This is a genomic window from Pseudomonas sp. St316, assembly GCF_018325905.1.
GTDB lineage: Bacteria > Pseudomonadota > Gammaproteobacteria > Pseudomonadales > Pseudomonadaceae > Aquipseudomonas.
The window spans coordinates 3,922,504-3,939,829 of sequence record NZ_AP021901.1 but is presented as its reverse complement, the minus strand read 5'-3'; the positions used below and the strand labels follow the sequence as shown (position 1 = coordinate 3,939,829).

Annotated in this window: 13 protein-coding genes and 1 pseudogene; 7 read left to right on the top strand and 7 right to left on the bottom strand. The window is 61.5% G+C overall.

The genetic code is table 11. The annotated features are described in order from the left end of the window. Positions 1-27: 27 nt before the first annotated feature. The 6 genes from KI237_RS17345 to KI237_RS17320 form a co-directional block, all read right to left on the bottom strand. Entirely contained in the window at positions 28-1,020 is a 993-nt protein-coding gene (locus tag KI237_RS17345; protein ID WP_212796306.1) for a LacI family DNA-binding transcriptional regulator, read from the bottom strand. Between the two features lie 75 nt (positions 1,021-1,095). Further along, entirely contained in the window at positions 1,096-2,598 is a 1,503-nt protein-coding gene (locus KI237_RS17340; protein ID WP_212796305.1) for a glycoside hydrolase family 32 protein, read from the bottom strand. After that, a complete protein-coding gene (locus tag KI237_RS17335) occupies positions 2,595-3,740 on the bottom strand; it encodes an ABC transporter ATP-binding protein (RefSeq protein ID WP_212796304.1) in 1,146 nt (381 codons plus the stop codon). The genes KI237_RS17340 and KI237_RS17335 overlap by 4 nt, the downstream gene beginning before the upstream one ends. 31 nt (positions 3,741-3,771) lie before the next feature. Continuing rightward, positions 3,772-4,614 carry a carbohydrate ABC transporter permease gene (locus KI237_RS17330; RefSeq protein WP_212796303.1) on the bottom strand — a complete coding sequence of 281 codons (843 nt, stop codon included), beginning with the start codon at positions 4,612-4,614 and terminating at the stop codon, positions 3,772-3,774. After that, positions 4,611-5,576, bottom strand: a complete 966-nt coding sequence (locus KI237_RS17325; protein WP_212796302.1) for a carbohydrate ABC transporter permease — start codon at positions 5,574-5,576, stop codon at positions 4,611-4,613. Before KI237_RS17325 ends, KI237_RS17330 begins: the two co-directional genes overlap by 4 nt. A gap of 21 nt (positions 5,577-5,597) precedes the next feature. Further along, positions 5,598-6,872, bottom strand: coding sequence for an ABC transporter substrate-binding protein (locus tag KI237_RS17320; RefSeq protein ID WP_212796301.1), 1,275 nt, complete (start codon positions 6,870-6,872; stop codon positions 5,598-5,600). A gap of 170 nt (positions 6,873-7,042) precedes the next feature. Between KI237_RS17320 and KI237_RS17315 the strand changes: the two genes are divergently transcribed. Continuing rightward, positions 7,043-8,599, top strand: coding sequence for a carbohydrate porin (locus KI237_RS17315; protein ID WP_212796300.1), 1,557 nt, complete (start codon positions 7,043-7,045; stop codon positions 8,597-8,599). Between the two features lie 284 nt (positions 8,600-8,883). Here KI237_RS17315 and kdgR read toward each other — a convergent pair whose 3' ends face one another. Continuing rightward, positions 8,884-9,666, bottom strand: a complete 783-nt coding sequence (gene kdgR, locus KI237_RS17310) for a DNA-binding transcriptional regulator KdgR (protein ID WP_212796299.1) — start codon at positions 9,664-9,666, stop codon at positions 8,884-8,886. A gap of 153 nt (positions 9,667-9,819) precedes the next feature. On the opposite strand from kdgR, the gene KI237_RS17305 reads away from it, so the two are divergent. From KI237_RS17305 to uxuA, 6 genes and pseudogenes are all read left to right on the top strand, one after another. Beyond that, positions 9,820-10,821 (top strand): sugar kinase, encoded by a 1,002-nt coding sequence (locus KI237_RS17305; RefSeq protein WP_212800636.1) that lies wholly within the window; start codon positions 9,820-9,822, stop codon positions 10,819-10,821. Positions 10,822-10,825: 4 nt separating this feature from the next. After that, positions 10,826-12,037 carry a D-mannonate dehydratase ManD gene (manD, locus tag KI237_RS17300; protein ID WP_212796298.1) on the top strand — a complete coding sequence of 404 codons (1,212 nt, stop codon included), beginning with the start codon at positions 10,826-10,828 and terminating at the stop codon, positions 12,035-12,037. 54 nt (positions 12,038-12,091) lie between these two features. Continuing rightward, the gene (locus KI237_RS17295; protein WP_212796297.1) at positions 12,092-13,123 is read left to right on the top strand and encodes a Zn-dependent oxidoreductase; all 1,032 of its coding nucleotides are present in this window, start codon (positions 12,092-12,094) and stop codon (positions 13,121-13,123) included. Between the two features lie 78 nt (positions 13,124-13,201). Further along, positions 13,202-14,494 (top strand): MFS transporter, encoded by a 1,293-nt coding sequence (locus KI237_RS17290; protein ID WP_212796296.1) that lies wholly within the window; start codon positions 13,202-13,204, stop codon positions 14,492-14,494. 17 nt (positions 14,495-14,511) lie between these two features. Then, positions 14,512-15,954: pseudogene (locus tag KI237_RS17285) on the top strand (mannitol dehydrogenase family protein); the annotation flags it as partial. Between the two features lie 30 nt (positions 15,955-15,984). Beyond that, positions 15,985-17,172, top strand: coding sequence for a mannonate dehydratase (uxuA, locus tag KI237_RS17280; RefSeq protein ID WP_212800635.1), 1,188 nt, complete (start codon positions 15,985-15,987; stop codon positions 17,170-17,172). Positions 17,173-17,326: the final 154 nt, after the last annotated feature.

The following is a 17,326-nucleotide window of genomic DNA, read 5'->3' as shown; positions in this document are numbered from 1 at the left end:
GGGCAGGGCGCCGGATGCCGATTGGCGTTACAGCGATGCCCTGACCACCAGTGGGCAATCCACCGGCTGGGCGCCCGATACCTCCAGGCTCTCGATCAGGTGCAGGGCCGCCTGGCGACCGATCTCGTAGTACGGCAGTTGTACGGTGGTCAGTGGCGGGATGAACAGTTCGGCGATGCCGATCATGTTGTCATAGCCGAGCACCGCGACATCGTCGGGAATTTTCAGGCCGCGACCCAACAACAGCTGATAGGCGCAAAAGGCGATGCGGTCGTTGCCGCAGACCAGGATGTCGAATTGCGGACGGCCATCAACGATGTGCCGATCGAGAATTGCGGCGGTTTCACCATAGGCGTCGTGATCGCAAAGGTCGTATTGCAAGAGTGCTTCAGGTGCCAGCCCGACGGCCTGACAGGCGCGTTGCAAGCCTTGCTGGCGCAGGCCCCAGGCAAGACTCTTCCTCGGCAAATTGATGCACAGCGGACGCCGATAGCCTTGGCTCAAGGCATGCTGCATGGCTCGATGCTGCCCAGCTTCATCATCCGGCACATAACTGACCAGGTGTCTGTCATCGGCCAGGCAATTGGCGAGCACCAGCGGCTTGCTCTTGAGTCGCTCGGGAATGCTCACCTGGCGCAATCCCATGGCACTGAAGATCAACCCGTCGGGGCGGTGCGACAGCATCAGGTCGATGTTCTGGTCGGTGGGCGGGTTGCTCAACAGGTTGAGGATGAAGACATTCCAGCCTGCCTGCTGCGCGGTTTGTTCGATGGACAGCAGCAACTCGACGGCGAACGGCGTGGTCGCGGTATCCAGTGCGAACACACCGATGGTACGCGCCTGCAGGTTGTCGCCGCGCATCCTGCGCGCCGACAGGCTCGGTACGAATTGCAGTTCATCAATGGCGCGACGTACCCGCTGAAGGGTTTCGGGGCTCAGTTTTTCCGGCGTGTTGAGCGCGCGCGAAACCGTCATCAGGGATACGCCGGCCAGCTGTGCAACGTCTTTCACGGAAGTCATGCGAAGTGCGGCCAGTCAGGTTGACGCAGAATCATGACACAGGGCCCGGGCTTCTCGCGACTCCATTGGCGGTACTCATAGCCAGCCCGAGTCCAGCGGCCATGCCTTGGCAATGGTGACGCACCCGCCAGTGCCGTTTGCCAACAGTTTCACCCCGAGGCTGTCAGGTCGCGGATAGAAGCGGCTGCTGAAGCTGAAGCGGCCGCTTTCTTCGAACACCTCGATGGACGAGCGATCGAGAAACACCCGCAACTGCAGTGGTGTTTGCGTCGGCTCGATCGACACGCTGCGCTGACCGCTCACTTGCGCACCCGAGCGGCTGCGATCGAGCACCAGGCGTTGCAGTGACGCGTCGTAATAAAGCAGGGTTTGTTCCTGCTCATCGGCACTGCAACGCAAGGCGATGCCCAGGTGGCCTTCGGTGCAGCCGAGCAGATCCAGATGCACATGGATTTCGAGCCTGTCGCCCTTCACGTGCGGCACCCAGTGGCTGCCCGACTCGCCCCATGGCGCGCTGCTCGGCAACGGCGCCTGGCGCAGCGCGGTCAGTTCCCGTGCCGGAAACACGCCAAGGCGATCGCCCTGCAGTTCAAGCTCGCGGGGCAAGCCGAGCATGCCGCACCAGTGATGGGCCTGGCTCGGCATCGGGCTTTCCCACATGTCCAGCCAGGCCCACACCAGGCGCCGGCCATCGGCGGCCTCCAGCGTTTGCGCGGCATAGAAATCGTGGCCGTTATCCAGTTCGATGAACGGCCCGCCGGTGAAGTGCCATTCGCTGTCGAGCCGGCCAATGCGATAACCGGTCTGGTACTTGTTGAGGCGTTCGTAACCTTCAGGCTTCATGCCCTGGGGGGAATACAGCAGCACGTCGCGCCCGTTGAGGCGAAACAGGTCCGGGCATTCCCACATGTAGCCATCACCCTCATTGCCGCTGGACACGTAGTCGAGGAACTCCCAGGTGCGCAGGTCGGTGGAGCGGTACAGCGGCAACAGCGGCTTGTCGCCCAAGCGCGCGCCGGCAATCAGGTACCAATAGCCGTCCTCCTGCCAGACCTTGGGGTCGCGAAAGTGCATGATCGTATCGATCGGCGCGTTCTCGATGACAGCGCCATGCTTGACGAACCGGATGCCGTCGACACTGGTGGCCAGACACTGGACCTGGCGGATAAAGCGTTCGTCACCCACTTCCCCCAGCCAGGTGTGCCCGGTGTAGATCAGCGCCAGGGTGTCGCCACACACCACCGCGCTACCGGAAAAACAGCCGTGGCGGTCGAAGTCATCGCCGGGCGCCAGGGCAATCGGCAGATGCTGCCAATGGACCAGGTCGGCGCTCTTGGCGTGGCCCCAATACATCGGACCCCATTTGGCATCGAAAGGGTGGTGTTGGTAGAACACGTGATATTCGCCACGGAAAAACACCACCCCGTTAGGGTCGTTCATCCAGCCCGCGACAGGCGCCAGGTGATAGTCGGGTCGATAGTCGTCAATGACGCGAGACTGACCTTCACTCAGCGCCTGCTGCGCGTGTTCAAGGGGGGAGGGCGTGGGTGCGTTCATGGCATTTACAGACACAGTCATAGGGCGCCTGCTTTTGGCGAGCGCTGCGGGACGTCCTCCGGGAGGACTTCAATAACAGCCGGATGGCGTCTCAAGGCCGTGCCATTGGCATCGAACAGGTGCAGGCTGCCGAACGCCAGTTGCAGTTCAACCCGATCGCCCACTTGCCATCCGGCGTTGACCTCGCAGCGACAGATCAAGGGTTCATCCTCGCCCGACTCCAGGTGCACGTAGGTTTCGCTGCCCAGGTATTCAACCCCGACCACGACGACCCCAGCGCTGCCTTGCGCCGCTTTGAGCGACACGTGTTCCGGGCGAATCCCCAGGGTCAGCGGACTGTTCGCCGCCAGGTGGGCGCTGTCGAAGGGAAGGGGCGTCATTCCCAATAAAGGGCTGTCGATCTGGCTGGTTTCACCTGGGGTGTGCAGGCGCGCCGGCAGAAAGTTCATCTTGGGCGAGCCGAGGAAACCGGCGACAAAGCGACTGGCCGGGTGCTCATAGAGTTCGCGCGGCGAGCCGACCTGCTCGATGCGACCGCCATTGAGCACGACAATCTTGTCGGCCAGGGTCATCGCTTCAACCTGGTCGTGGGTCACGTAGATCATGGTCGAGCCCAGTCGGCCATGCAGCCGGGCGATTTCGTTGCGCATCTGCACGCGCAGGGAGGCGTCGAGGTTGGACAGCGGCTCGTCGAACAGCAGGATGTCCGGTTCCCGCGCCATGGCCCGGCCCATGGCCACCCGCTGGCGCTGTCCACCCGACAGTTCCCGTGGCTTGCGTTGCAGCAGTTTGTCCAACTGCAGGATCTGTGCGGTTTTCAGCACTCGCTCGCGCAGGCTGGTCTTTTCGGTCTTGGCCAGTTTGAGGCCAAAGCTGATGTTGTCGTAGACGCTCATGTGCGGGTATAGCGCATAGGACTGGAACACCATGCCGACGCCACGCTCGCGCGGCTCCAGGTCATTGACCCGGCGTCCGTCGATCAGCAGGTCGCCGTCACAGATCGAATCCAGTCCGGCGATCAGCCGCAGCAAGGTCGACTTTCCGCAGCCCGAAGGGCCGACGAAAACCACGAATTCACCCGCCGAGATTTCCAGGCTGACGTCGCGAAGAATGCGTGCGCCGCCCAATTGTTTGTTCACGTTGTCCAGCTTCAACTTGATCACGATGCTGTTCCTTTCTTGTCTGTGTTGGGCCTCAACCCTTTAACGCACCGGCAGTGAGGCCGGAAACGATGCGGCGCTGGAAGATCAGCACCAGAATCACCAATGGCACCGTGACCAGCACCGACGCCGCCATCAACAAGCCCCAAGGCAGTTCATGAGGGCTGCCACCGGAAATCAGCGCGATGGCGACCGGGACCGTGCGTTGCGAGTCGGTCAGGGTGAAGGTCAGGGCAAACAGGAACTCGTTCCAGGCGGCGATAAAGGCCAAGAGCCCCGTGGTGACCAGTGCCGGCCAGAGCAGCGGCAACAGCACGCGGGTCAGCGTGACCCAGGGTGACGCACCGTCCATGATCGCGGCCTCTTCCAGCTCATGAGGCAATTGCCCCATGAAGGTGGTCAGCACCCAGACGGTGAAGGGCAGGGTGAAAATCGTGTAGCTCAGGATCAGCGCCCAGGACGTGTTGTACAGGCCCAGGGCACGTATTACTTCGAACAATCCCGACAGCACTGCGACTTGTGGAAACATCGAGACGCCCAGGACCATCATCAACACCACGCCGCGTCCGCGAAACTTCACTCGGCCCAGGGCATAGGCGGCGGTCAGGCTGAGAAACAACGCCAGCGCGACCACGCACAGCGCAACCACCAGCGAGTTGCCGATGGCCCGCAGGAACGAGGCCTGGTTCAGCACGGTGGCATAGTTGGAGAAATCGGGGTTGTCGATCCAGTAGCTCACCTGGAACAAGGCGCTGGATGGCTTCAGCGAGGTCACGATGGCGTAGTAGAACGGGAAGACGGCATACAGCAGCAAGATCCCGATCAGGCACCAGAATCCGGCGCGCAACAGGGTTTTTTTCAGCAGGCGCGGGCTCATGAGCGAACCTCCAGTTGACGGCGTCCGAGGTACAGGTACGCCATGGCGATTACCGCCACGACCAGGAACAGCAAGGTCGAAGCGGCGCTGCCGTAACCGACGTCCTGGAATTCGACCAGGTGCTGGCGGGCATAGACCGACATGCTCATGGTGCTCGATGAGTTCGAGGTCAACACATAGATGACATCGAACACCCGCAAGGAATCGAGAATGCGAAAGATCGCCGCCACCAGCAATGCCGGCATGAGCAGTGGCAGGGTGACCCACCAGAACACTTTCACCGGGTGAATGCCATCGACCCTGGCGGCTTCGTAGCAGTCGCTGGGCAACATCTGCAAGGCCGCCAGCATCAGCAGCGTGACGAAAGGCACGGTCTTCCAGACGTCGACGATGATCACCGCCCACATCGACAGGTCCGCGTCGGCTGTCCAGGCCAGGGGCGCATCGATCAGGCCGAGGCTCAACATCAGGTGATTGATGATGCCGAACTGGTCATTGAGCATCCAAGACCAGATTTTCGCCGAGACGATGGTCGGGATCGCCCAGGGGATCAGGATCAACGCCCGCACCAACGCGCGCCCGGTGAACTTGACGTTCAGCAGCAATGCCACCAGCAGCCCCAGTACGATTTCCAATCCCACTGACACCACAGTGAAATGCAAGGTGTTGCGCACCGCATTCCACCACTGTGGATCGACCAGGATGCCCGACCAGCCAGCACTGCTGTGAAACAGGTAATTGCTCAAGCCGACAAAGCTTGCATCGCCCGTGTCGGCCAGGCTGGCGTCGGTCAGGCTGAACCAGAATGTGCGCAGCAGCGGCCAGGCCGCCACCAGGGCCAGGCACAGCAGCATCGGGCTCAGGAACAGCCAGGCGGCGCGAACGCGACGGCGTTGTACCGGCGTTTCCCGAGTGAGCAGGTGCTCGTCGTCGCCGGGCGCGAGTGTAGTGGAGACAGACATGGTGATTTCCTTCCTTGTGGCTTACCAGTTCCGGCGTTTGATGCGCGTGAGTTCGCTTTCCAGTTCGGCCAGCGCCTGATCGACCGGCCGTTCGCCGGCCAGCACGCCGTGCACTTGATCGAAGAACGCATTGGAGACCCGTGGATAGCGGTCGGCGGTGATTGAAGCGGGGCGCATGACCCCGTCGTTGAGGATGCTGCGCAGTTGACTGTAATAAGGCATGGCCGCGAGCAACTCGGGATCCTGGTACAGCGACTCGATCACCGGGTTATAGGCGCCAACCAAGGCGCGGTGTTTCTGCTGTTGGGCGCTGCTCAGGTAGCTCACCAGTTCCGCGGCGAGCTTGGGGTTGGCGCTGTAGCGCGATACCGCCAGGCCCCAGCCGCCGAGGGTGGACGCATGGCTGCCGGTCGCGCCACCACGGGGCAGGGGAGCGACGCCGACCTTGTCCTTCACGGCGCTGTCCTGGCTTTGCACCAGGGCCCAGACATAAGGCCAGTTACGCATGAACAGCGCATTGCCCGACTGGAAGACGCCGCGTCCTTCTTCCTCGGTGTAATTGAGGACGCCACGGGGGGCGATGTCGCCCACCCAGCTTTTGGCCAGGGTCAATGCGGCCCTTGAGGCCTGGCTGTTGACCACGATGTCGCCTTGCGGATTGACCAACCCACCTTGCGGCTGGCTGCTGATCCACTCCAGTGCGTTACACGTCAGGCCTTCGTAGGCGCGCCCCTGGAATACATAACCCCAGGCATTGGCGTTCCCGGCGTCGCGTTCGGCCTGCTGGACAGCCCTGGCAGTCATGGTCATTTCTTCCCAGGTCTGGGGCACGGGCTTGTTGTACTTGTCGAGCAGGTCCTTGCGGTAATACAGCAACCCAGAGTCGGTGAACCACGGCATGGTCACCAGGCGCCCGTTCACCGTGGCGTTGTCCACCTGGGCCTGGAAGTAACCCTGGGTAGCGTTGGCAGGCAGCACCTCGCGCAGGTCCATCAAGTGTTTGGCCAGCATCCCCGGCCACACCATGTCGATCTGGATGATGTCGATGTCGCTGGATTGCGCACTGAGGATCTGCTGGTAGAACGACAGCCGCTCGGTCGCCGAGTTAGGCGTGGACACCACTTCGACGCTGTTGCCGGTCTGCTTGGACCACGCCTCGACGGCTTCCTTGCAAAGCTGCAATTCAGCACCCACGGCACCGCAGGAAATCGTCAGGTTGGCGGCTGTGGAGATCGACGGAAACCCGACGCACAGGCCGAGCAGTGCCGCTGGAAGGAGCGATTTGAGCTGTTTCATAAAGCCCTCTTTATTTTTGTTTTTAGAAAAGTTAACGTTAACATCGCCAAATGTAGCAGTGTATTTGCGATGAGGCATCCTTTTTTTCCTTAGGTTTGACAATTCAGAGCTTGGGCGAAAAAGGCCGGTCGCGGTGACAGAACAATAAAAACAAAACAGGGAAAATCCACATGCAGAAAGCATCAAGCTGGCTAATCGCAAGCGTGCTCGGCGCCTCGGCGGCCACTTCTCAGGCCGCGACGCTGGAAGAGCGCATGGCCGCGTTCGAGGCCCGTGCCAGCGCAGCGGAAAAGCGTGCCGCCGCCGCCGAACAGCAAACCCAGGCGCTCGCCAGGGAACTGCAACAAATCAAACTCGCCACGCCCACCCTGCAACCGACGGCTTCCGTCACTACAGTCCCGACACTCGATGCCCGTCTGGCAAAACTCGAAGCCAGCCAGCAAAGCACACAAAAGCAGGGCAGCGGCGCACACCTCACTGACGGTTTCAGCTTCAAGGGCTACGCTCGCTCCGGGTTGCTGATCAATGATGGGTTGGGCGGTGGTCGTGGTGGTCCGTACACCACGCCGGCCGGTTCTGTCGGTGGCGCTGTCGGGCGACTGGGTAACGAGGACGATACCTACATGCGTATCGACCTGTCGAAAGAGATGTACGCGCAGAATGGCACCCGCTCCAAATTCACGGTTTCCATCGCCGATGGCGTGGAGAGTTCCAACGACTGGACCGCCGATGAAAGCAACCTGAACGTGCGCCAGGTGTTTACCGAACTCGATCACCTGGCGGCATTCAAGGGCAACCCGATGTTCGAAAACTCCACCCTGTGGGCGGGCAAACGCTTCGACAGGGACAATTTCGACATCCACTGGCTGGACTCCGACGTTGTCTATCTGGCCGGTACCGGTGGCGGTATCTACGATATACAGATGAACAAGAACTGGCGCTCGAACTACTCATTGATCGGTCGCAACTACGGGGATTTCAGTGAGGGTGGCGTCAATGCCGATGTGGAAAGCTACATCCTGACGTCCAACCAGTTTTTCGACGGTGGGCAGTGGCAATGGATGTTCAACGCCATCGGTTCGAAGAAAAACGACTTTGCGACCCGCACCAATCAAGCGGGGCTGACGCCGGCCGATTCCGGTTTGCACAGCATGGTTGCCAATCACCAGAAAAACTTTTTCGGCCGCGAAGGTTTCTTCAAGACGGCGCTGCTCTATGGACAGGGGTTGGGGGCTGAGGTCAAGAACGTGGGCTCGGATGGTGAACTGATCGACGAGGCCCGTGCCGTGCGCCTGGCGCTGTACGGCGAGACGCCTATAGCGTCCGACTGGCGCATCGGCCCGAGCCTGCTGGCTGAGCAAAGCAAGGACCGCTACGTCAAGGGCGACGACTACCGTTGGATGACCCTTAACGTGCGGTTGGCCAACGAAATCAACAGCAATTTCGAGATGGCCTACGAGATGAGCTGGCAAACCATGAAGCTGGACCCCAAGGGCTACCTGCAACGCAATGCGGTCGACGGCAACTTCTGGAAGTTCACGGTCGCCCCGACCTTCAAGCCTGACCTGGGCGATCTGCTCACGCGTCCAGAGCTACGCCTGTTCGCCAGCGTCATGAACTGGTCGTCGGACCTGGACCGGTACAGCACCACGGACTCCTTCGGCAAGACTGACTTCAACTCAGGCGGTGTCTGGCAGTACGGCATCCAGATGGAAACCTGGTTCTGATGCCAGTCAGTTGGAACCTGTGAGTTGCTCACAGACCTAGCAGTCACCACCCATCCTCTGTGGGAGCGAGCTTGCTCGCGAAAGCGCTGGGTCAGCCTGGATAAGTGTTGGATGTACCGCCGTCATCGCGAGCAAGCTCGCTCCCACAGGTTTTTGTGTGGTGCCCGAATGTTGTGGGTAACACACATCCAAGGTGGGAGCGAGCTTGCTCGCGAAAGCGGTGGGTCAGTTTGCGGGGATGTTGGATGTGCTGACGTCATCGCGAGCAAACCCGCTCCCACAGACTAGCGCGCATGCCAGCCCAATTGGCTTGAGATCTGTTGGGTGGCTTGCATCAGTTGCTTGACGTAGTCCTGCTTCAACTCTTCCCTGAAGCGAAAGCAGGGGAATGAAACGCTCATTCCGCCGATCACGTGGCCAAAACGGTCGCGGATCGGTGCCGCGAGGCAACGCATGTTGTCTTCGAACTCTTCATGGTCCTCGGCATAGCCTTGCTGGCGAACGGTCTGCAGTTCCTGCAGATACGCTTGGGCACTGGTCAAGGTATTGGCCGTGCGACGCTCGAAGCTTTCCTGCGCCAAGTGCGCCAGCAACTCCTCTTCTTCAAGCCAGGCCATCAGCACCTTGCCGATGCCAGTGCAGTACAACGGCGCCCGTCGGCCGATCCGCGAGTACATGCGCAGGTTGTACTTGGAGTCGATCTTGTGCACGTAGACGATGCTGCCTTCGTCGAGAATCCCCAGGTGGACGGTCTCGCCGGTCAGTTCGTTGATTCGCCGCATGCCCGGCTCCGCTTCCCGGACGATGTCCAAGTGGGGCAGGGCCTGGGCCCCCAGTTCGAAGAGCCGGACGCTGAGGCGATAGCGATCCTCGGCGTCCTGCACCACATACCCACGTGCCTTGAGCGACTGCAAGAAGCGATAGACCGTGGCTTTGGACATCTCCAGCTTGTTGGCGATCTCCGAGACGCCGCTTTCTTCCGGATGCTCGGCCAGTGCCTCGAGCACGGCCATGGTCCGGCCCACCGCCGACACCAGATCGTTGTTTGCAATGACGCTGTTGTCCATGAAGGCTCCAACGTGAAAGTAAAACCCAAGGATATACGCAAGCAGAACAAAACGCTGTTTCATTTTTGCTTGACGAGGCGGCAAATCTGACTAGACTCGGGCCTTGAGATAAAAATGAAACGCCGTTTTAAAAACAAGAAAGGCGCGTTGATTATGGATGTAACGCTTAACCCTGGCCCAGAGACTCGCTTCGCCCGCCCGCTGAAGATGGCGTTGGTGGGCGAATGCATGATCGAGATGCGCGGTGAACCGGGTGCCGCGATCATGCAGACTTTCGGTGGCGATACGCTCAACACCGCGGTCTACCTGGCCCGACTGAATCCGCATGGCGCAGTGGCCGTGGACTACATGACGGCCGTGGGCAGCGATGCGTTCAGCATTGCCATGCGCCGGTCCTGGCTGGACGAAGGGATTGGTGATGCCCATGTCCGCGTGATCGAAGACGCGCTGCCGGGGCTGTACTTCATCCAGACCGATCCACACGGCGAGCGGCGTTTCCTCTACTGGCGCGGGGAAGCGGCGGCGCGGCGCATGTTCGAGGGCCCCGAGGCCGACGCCATGCTCGATGCGCTGGCCGATTACGACTACGTCTACCTGAGCGGCATCAGCCTGGCGATCCTCACGCCAGAAGGGCGCCAGCGCCTGATCCAGGCCTTGCACCTGGCGCGCCGAGCGGGCGCGCGCATCGTCTTCGACAACAACTACCGTCCCCACCTCTGGCCCGATCCTGAAACGGCCCGGCAGGTCTACCGCGACCTGCTGCAACTGACTGACCTGGCCCTGGTCACTTGGGAAGATGACGCGACCCTGTTCGGCTATCGCGACACCGAGGCCTTGTTCAGTGCCTATGCCCAGGCGGGCATACGCGAAGTGGCCCTCAAGCGGGGCGCCGCCACCTGCTTGATCCAGTGTCCGACAGGACGTTTCGAAGTGCCTGCGCAAACCGTCGCCCATATCGTCGATACCACCGCCGCCGGTGATTCGTTCAACGCCGCCTACCTGGCCTGTCGCCTGCGTGGCGGTGATCCGGAGCAGGCCGCCCGCTGGGGCCATCGCCTGGCGGCCCAGGTTGTCCAGTACCGAGGTGCGCTGATTCCCCAGGCGGCGATGCCGAACATGGGCGCGTCCTCTCTTCCTTCTGTTGCACAGGTCTGACTTTATGAAAATTGTTGAAGCACGCGTCATCGTCACCTGTCCGGGTCGCAACCTGGTCACCTTGAAAATCGTCACCGATGAAGGCCTCTACGGCATTGGCGATGCCACCTTGAATGGCCGCGAACTGGCGGTGGTCGCGTATCTGGAAGAACACGTGCTGCCCGCGTTGATCGGCCGCGACGCCCATCGCATCGAGGACATCTGGCAGTACCTGTATCGCGGTGCGTACTGGCGCCGGGGGCCGGTGACCATGACCGCCATCGCCGCCGTTGACGTGGCGCTCTGGGACATCAAGGCCAAGGCCGCGAACATGCCGCTGTACCAGTTGCTCGGTGGCAAGAGCCGCGAGCGGGTGATGGTCTACGGGCACGCCACCGGCAAGGACATCGAAGGCTGCCTGGACGAAGTCGCCCGTCACGTCGAGCTGGGCTATAAAGCCGTGCGTGTGCAATGCGGTGTGCCCGGCATTGCCACCACCTACGGCGTCGCCAAGCGCAGTGGCGAGCGCTATGAGCCGGCCGACAGCGACCTGCCCGCCGAACACGTCTGGGACACCGCCAAATACCTCAACTACGTCCCCAAGCTGTTCGCCGCCGTGCGCGAACGCTTTGGCGACGACCTGCATATCCTCCACGACGTGCACCATCGCCTGACACCCATCGAAGCCGGGCGCCTGGGCAAAGCCGTGGAACCGTACAACCTGTTCTGGCTGGAAGACTGCACGCCGGCCGAAAACCAGCAGAGCTTCCGCCTGATCCGCCAGCACACCACCACGCCGTTGGCCGTTGGCGAGGTGTTCAACTCCATCCATGACTGCCGTGAGTTGATCCAGGAACAATTGATCGACTACATCCGCACGACGCTGGTGCATGCCGGCGGCATTACCCATGTGCGGCGCATTGCCGATTTCGCCGCGCTGTTCCAGGTGCGCACCGGTTTTCACGGTGCCACCGACCTGTCACCGGTGTGCATGGGCGCGGCCCTGCATTTCGATACGTGGGTGCCCAACTTCGGCATCCAGGAACACATGCCTCACGAAGACCGCATCGATGAAGTCTTCCCCCATGCCTATCGCTTCGAGGATGGCCACTTCACGCCGGGCGAAACACCGGGGCATGGCGTCGACATCGATGAAAACCTTGCCCGCCAATACCCCTACAAGCGCGCCAGCCTGCCGGTCAACCGTCTTGAAGACGGCACGCTCTGGCATTGGTGAAACGGTTTTAACCCTTTGAGCAAACGGGGCGAACGTCCCGTCAGGAGTGATCCGATGAAAGCGTTCCAGGTAAGAGCACCCTTCGAGTTCGGATTGGCCCAGGTCGACCGGCCCCAGGTCGCCCGTGGCGAGGTCCAGGTCGATGTGGCGTATGCCGGCATCTGTGGCTCGGACATGCACATCATTCATGGGCAGAACGCATTCGTGCGTTTTCCCCGTGTCACCGGCCATGAGTTCTCCGGGGTCGTCCGGCAAGTCGGCGAGGGCGTCGAACACCTGCAAGTGGGTGACCGAGTTTGCGTCGATCCGGTGATCAGTTGCGGCACCTGCTATCCCTGCCGGATTGGCCGGCCCAATGTCTGCACCCGACTGCAAGTGATCGGCGTGCATCGCGACGGCGGCTTCAGCGAGCAGGTGTGCGTGCCGGCCGAAAATGCCCACCGCTTGCCCGATTCGATGTCCCTCAGCCATGGCGCCCTGGTCGAGCCATATTCCATTGCCCTGAACGTACTCGATCGCATGCAGCCCCATCCGGGCGACAGCGTGTTGATCTACGGCGCCGGGGTGATCGGCTTGACCCTGGTGCAGATGGCCCGGGCGCTGGGATTGACCGACATCACCGTGACCGATGTCATCGACAGTCGCCTGGAGACGGCGCGGGCGCTGGGCGCCAGCCGAACCCTCAACGGCCAGCAAGTCGATGTCGAGGCGACGATGCGTGAATTGACTCAGGGTGAAGGTGTGCCGCTGATTGTCGACGCCGCCTGCATTCCGGCACTCATGCCGCAGATGGTGCGCCTGGCTTCGCCGGCCGGGCGCATCGGGTTGCTGGGCTTCAATGCCACACCCAGTGATCTGGTGCAGTTGGAAATGATCAAGAAGGAACTGACGCTAGTGGGTTCGCGGCTCAATAACCGCAAGTTCCCGCGGGTGATCGAGCTGATCGCCAGCGGCAAGTTGCAGGTCCAGGACCTGATCAGCCATCGCGTCAGCTTCGATGAAATGCCCGGTGCCATCGACCTGATCGAAAAACATCCCGAGCAAACCCGAAAAGTGCTGGTGGAACTGACGAACGCCCACCCCTGAGCCGTCTGTACCACCGGTTTCACCGTGCCTGTCATGGGCACCCTCACCGAATAAACACAACAAGCGGGAGGTTCCACCATGTTTGGTCAAGGACGTAGCTTAATCATCATCATGCTGTTCCTGGCCGGGGTCATCAATTACCTCGACCGGTCGGCGTTGTCTGTGGCGGCGCCTTTCATCCAGAAAGACTACGGTCTGAGTACGGGTGAGATGGGCATGATCTTCAGCAGCTTTTTCGTCGGTTATGCCGTCTTCAACTTCATCGGTGGCTGGGCTGCCGACCGTTACGGCGCCAAGACCACGTTGCTGCTGGCCATGGTCCTGTGGTCGTTGTTCAGCGGCCTCACCGTGCTGACGGTAGGCTTTGCGTCGCTGGTGCTCATCCGGATCCTGTTCGGCATGGGCGAAGGGCCGCTGAGCGTCACCACCAGCAAGATGGTGAACAACTGGTACACCCCCAAGCGCCGGGCCCGGGCGATTGGTACGTCGATGTCCGGCACGCCGCTGGGTGGGGCGATTTCCGGCCCGGTGGTGGGCTTTATCGCGGTCACCTACGGCTGGAAAATGTCGTTCATCATCATCATGGTGATCGGCCTGATCTGGGCCGCCGTGTGGTTCAAGTTCGTCAAGGAAAGGCCCGAAGGCGAGGGCGCCGAGGAGACTCTGCGGGCCGAGGGGCAAGGCGAGCTGGCGGCACAACCGGTGTTCCCACTGCGCTATTACCTCAAGCAACCGACGGTGCTGTTCACCTCCCTGGCGTTCTTTTCCTATAACTACACCTTGTTCTTCTTCCTGACCTGGTTTCCCAGCTACCTGACCATGGCCCATGGCCTGAACGTCAAGGACATGAGCATCGCCACGGTCATTCCCTGGGTGCTGGGTTTCCTTGGCCTGGCCCTGGGTGGTTTCATCTCCGACTTCGTGTTCAAGAAAACCGGAAAAATGATGTTCTCCCGCAAAGTGGTGCTGGTGACGTGCCTGCTGGCCTGCGCTGTTTGCATCGCGTGTGCCGGGATGGTCAAGACCCTGTATCCGGCGGTGGCACTCGTCGCCTTGGCGGTGTTCTTCCTGTACCTCACCGGCGCCATCTACTGGGCGATCATCCAGGACACCGTCCCGGCGGCGCGGGTGGGCGGCGTCAGTGGTTTCATGCACTTTCTGGCGAACACCTCGGGCATTGTCGGCCCGACCCTGACGGGCTTCCTGGTGCAGTTCACCGGCTCGTTCACCAGTGCATTCCTGCTGGCAGGGCTGTTGACCGTGATCGGAGCCGTGTGCGTGGCGCGCTACGTAAAACCGCTGTCGGTGGCGGATACCGGCCACTCGGCGGCACAAAACCCGCAGCCCGCTTCGGCCCTGGGCCATCCCTGAACAGAAGGAGTGAGTCGATGCCTGTTGTGAAACGTGTACCTTGCACCGGGACTGCAACGCAGATCGGTATCGTGCACCTGGGCCTGGGCGCGTTTCATCGCGCGCACCAGGCGGTCTACCTGCAACGCCATCTCAATCGCCATGGCGAAAGTGACTGGGGATTGTGCAGTGCCAACCTGCGCTCCAATCGCACCTTGGTCGAGCAGTTGCGCGAACAGGACGGCCGCTACCCTGTGGCCGAGTACCGCGACCGCGAGCAGGTGACGCTGCGCGAAATCGGGGTGTTGCGCCAGGCGTTGTATGTGGGCGACGGCGGTCAAGAGTTGGAGCAACTGTTGCAGCGCATGGCCGCGCCGCAAACGCGGATCGTCACGCTCACCGTCACCGAAAAGGGTTACTGCCTGAGCCCTTCCTCCGGGCAGTTGCGTCGCGAAGATCCAACAATTTCCCATGACCTCGCGCACCCACAAACGCCGCGCTCAGCCCCCGGCATTGTCCTTGAAGCCCTGCGTCGTCGTCGCGCCGCCGGCATTCCGGCATTCACCGTGTTGTGTTGTGACAACATGCCTGACAACGGCCAGCGCACCCGCCAGGCGGTGAGCGCCTTGGCCGCGTTGCAGGATGAGGCGTTGGCGCAGTGGGTCGAGCAACAGGTGGCGTTTCCCAGCTGCATGGTCGACCGCATCGTGCCGGCCATGGACGAAGATGCCTTCCGCCGGCTGGAGCAGCAACTGGACTGCCACGACCCTGCGGCAGTGGTGTGTGAAAGCTTCAGCCAGTGGGTGATCGAGGATCACTTTCCCCTGGGTCGTCCGGACTGGGAAGTGGAAGGCGTGCAGATGGTCGACGATGTACGCCCGTTTGAAACCATGAAACTGCGCATGCTCAATGGCAGCCATTCATTGCTGGCCTACGTGGGGCTGCTGGCCGGCCATGAGTCGGTCTTCGAAGCTGTCAGCGATGTGAAGTTGGCGCGTCTGATCGAGCGTTACATGGCTGAGGAAGCCGCACCCACCCTGCACATGCCGGCCGGTATCGATCTTTCGGTGTATGGCCACGACCTGCGGGCGCGCTTTGCCAACGACAGCTTGCAACATCGCTTGCGCCAGATCGCCATGGACGGCTCGCAGAAACTGCCGCAACGCTGGTTGCAAGGCGCGCAGCAATTGCTCGATCAGGGACGCCGCATCGACTGTACCGCGCTGGGCATTGCGGCCTGGATTCACTACTGCACGCAACCGTTGCCTGGTCAGCCGATGCACGTGATCGACGACCCATTGAGTGCAACCTTTGCCGATCTTGCGGGACGCTTCGAGGGCGCATCACGGGTGAATGCATTCCTCGACCTGGATGAGGTCTTCCCGCCGCAGCTGGCGGCTCGCGCAGCATTTCGCGATGCCGTGCACCACGCCTATCGCGCCCTGGGCCGCGATGGTGTGGACAGCCTGTTGCCCCCCTTGCCGCACCCAACTGATAACAAGGAGAAGAGCATGGAACAGACATGGCGTTGGTTTGGCCCCAAAGACCCGATTTCCCTGGCGGACGTTCGTCAAACCGGTGCAACCGGCATTGTCACCGCGCTGCATGAAATCCCCAATGGCCAGGTGTGGCCGGTGGACGCCATCGCGGCGCGCAAACAGATGATCGAAGCGGCCGGCTTGAGCTGGTCAGTGGTTGAAAGCATTCCGGTGCACGAAGACATCAAGCGCGGCTGTGGCCGGCGCGACGAGTACATCGCCAATTACCAGCAAAGCGTGCGCAACCTGGCGAGCTGCGGCATCGATATCGTCTGCTACAACTTCATGCCGGTGCTGGACTGGACCCGTACCGACCTGGCCCATGAGTTGGCGGATGGGGGTTGGGCACTGCGTTTCGATCAGACCGCCTTCGCCGCTTTTGACCTGTTCATCCTCCAGCGCCCGGCTGCGCAGGCCGAATACAGCGCGGCGGATATCGAGCAGGCCAAGGCCTACTTCGAACAACTGACGCCGGCCCGACGCGAAGCTTTGGTCAACACCCTGATCGCAGGCTTGCCCGGCGCCGAGGAACACTACAGCCTGGACAACTTTCGTGACTTGCTGCGTACCTACGCCGACATCGACGAGGCCAAGTTGCGCGAACACCTGGGGTATTTTTTGCGCGCGGTGATCCCGGTGGCAGAGGAGGTGGGTGTGCGCATGGCGATCCACCCGGACGACCCACCCCGGGCGCTGCTCGGCTTGCCACGCATCCTGTCCACTGCCGCAGACGCCCAGTGGCTGCTGGACGTGGCGCCAAGCCCGGCCAATGGCCTGACGTTCTGCACCGGCTCCTACGGCGTGCGTGAAGACAACGATCTGGTGGCGATGGCCAAGCACTTTGCGCCGTTCATCTACTTCACCCACCTGCGTTCAACCCGCCGGGAAACCGATCCGCGCAGCTTCCATGAAGCCCATCACCTGGACGGCGACGTCGACATGGTTGGGGTCATCGGTGCCCTTGTGGCTGAAGAGCGCCGACGTGAGCGCGAAGGCGGCCCGCGCTTGCCGCTGCGTCCCGACCATGGGCATCAACTGCTGGACGACCAACAGCGCAAAAGCAATCCCGGCTACTCGTTGATCGGCCGTCTCAAGGGCTTGGCGGAAATCCGCGGGGTGGAACTGGCGGTGCGTCGACAACTGAGTCAAGTTTCGCACTAACCCCTGTGGCGAGGGAGCTTGCTCCCGCTGGGCTGCGCAGCAGCCCTCAAATCAGGCGCCTCGGTGCATCAGCCAGATCGCATTCAACCGGTTTGGGGTCGCTGCGCAACCCAGCGGGAGCAAGCTCTCTCGCCACAAAAGCCGAACGGCAGGT

Bases quoted from the DNA above. Each gene is read 5' to 3' on its own strand.
- KI237_RS17345 (WP_212796306.1), bottom strand. From the start codon at position 1,020: ATGACTTCCGTGAAAGACGTTGCACAGCTGGCCGGCGTATCCCTGATG.
- KI237_RS17340 (WP_212796305.1), bottom strand. From the start codon at position 2,598: ATGACTGTGTCTGTAAATGCCATGAACGCACCCACGCCCTCCCCCCTT.
- KI237_RS17330 (WP_212796303.1), bottom strand. From the start codon at position 4,614: ATGAGCCCGCGCCTGCTGAAAAAAACCCTGTTGCGCGCCGGATTCTGG.
- KI237_RS17325 (WP_212796302.1), bottom strand. From the start codon at position 5,576: ATGTCTGTCTCCACTACACTCGCGCCCGGCGACGACGAGCACCTGCTC.
- KI237_RS17320 (WP_212796301.1), bottom strand. From the start codon at position 6,872: ATGAAACAGCTCAAATCGCTCCTTCCAGCGGCACTGCTCGGCCTGTGC.
- KI237_RS17315 (WP_212796300.1), top strand. From the start codon at position 7,043: ATGCAGAAAGCATCAAGCTGGCTAATCGCAAGCGTGCTCGGCGCCTCG.
- kdgR (WP_212796299.1), bottom strand. From the start codon at position 9,666: ATGGACAACAGCGTCATTGCAAACAACGATCTGGTGTCGGCGGTGGGC.
- KI237_RS17305 (WP_212800636.1), top strand. From the start codon at position 9,820: ATGGATGTAACGCTTAACCCTGGCCCAGAGACTCGCTTCGCCCGCCCG.
- manD (WP_212796298.1), top strand. From the start codon at position 10,826: ATGAAAATTGTTGAAGCACGCGTCATCGTCACCTGTCCGGGTCGCAAC.
- KI237_RS17295 (WP_212796297.1), top strand. From the start codon at position 12,092: ATGAAAGCGTTCCAGGTAAGAGCACCCTTCGAGTTCGGATTGGCCCAG.
- KI237_RS17290 (WP_212796296.1), top strand. From the start codon at position 13,202: ATGTTTGGTCAAGGACGTAGCTTAATCATCATCATGCTGTTCCTGGCC.
- uxuA (WP_212800635.1), top strand. From the start codon at position 15,985: ATGGAACAGACATGGCGTTGGTTTGGCCCCAAAGACCCGATTTCCCTG.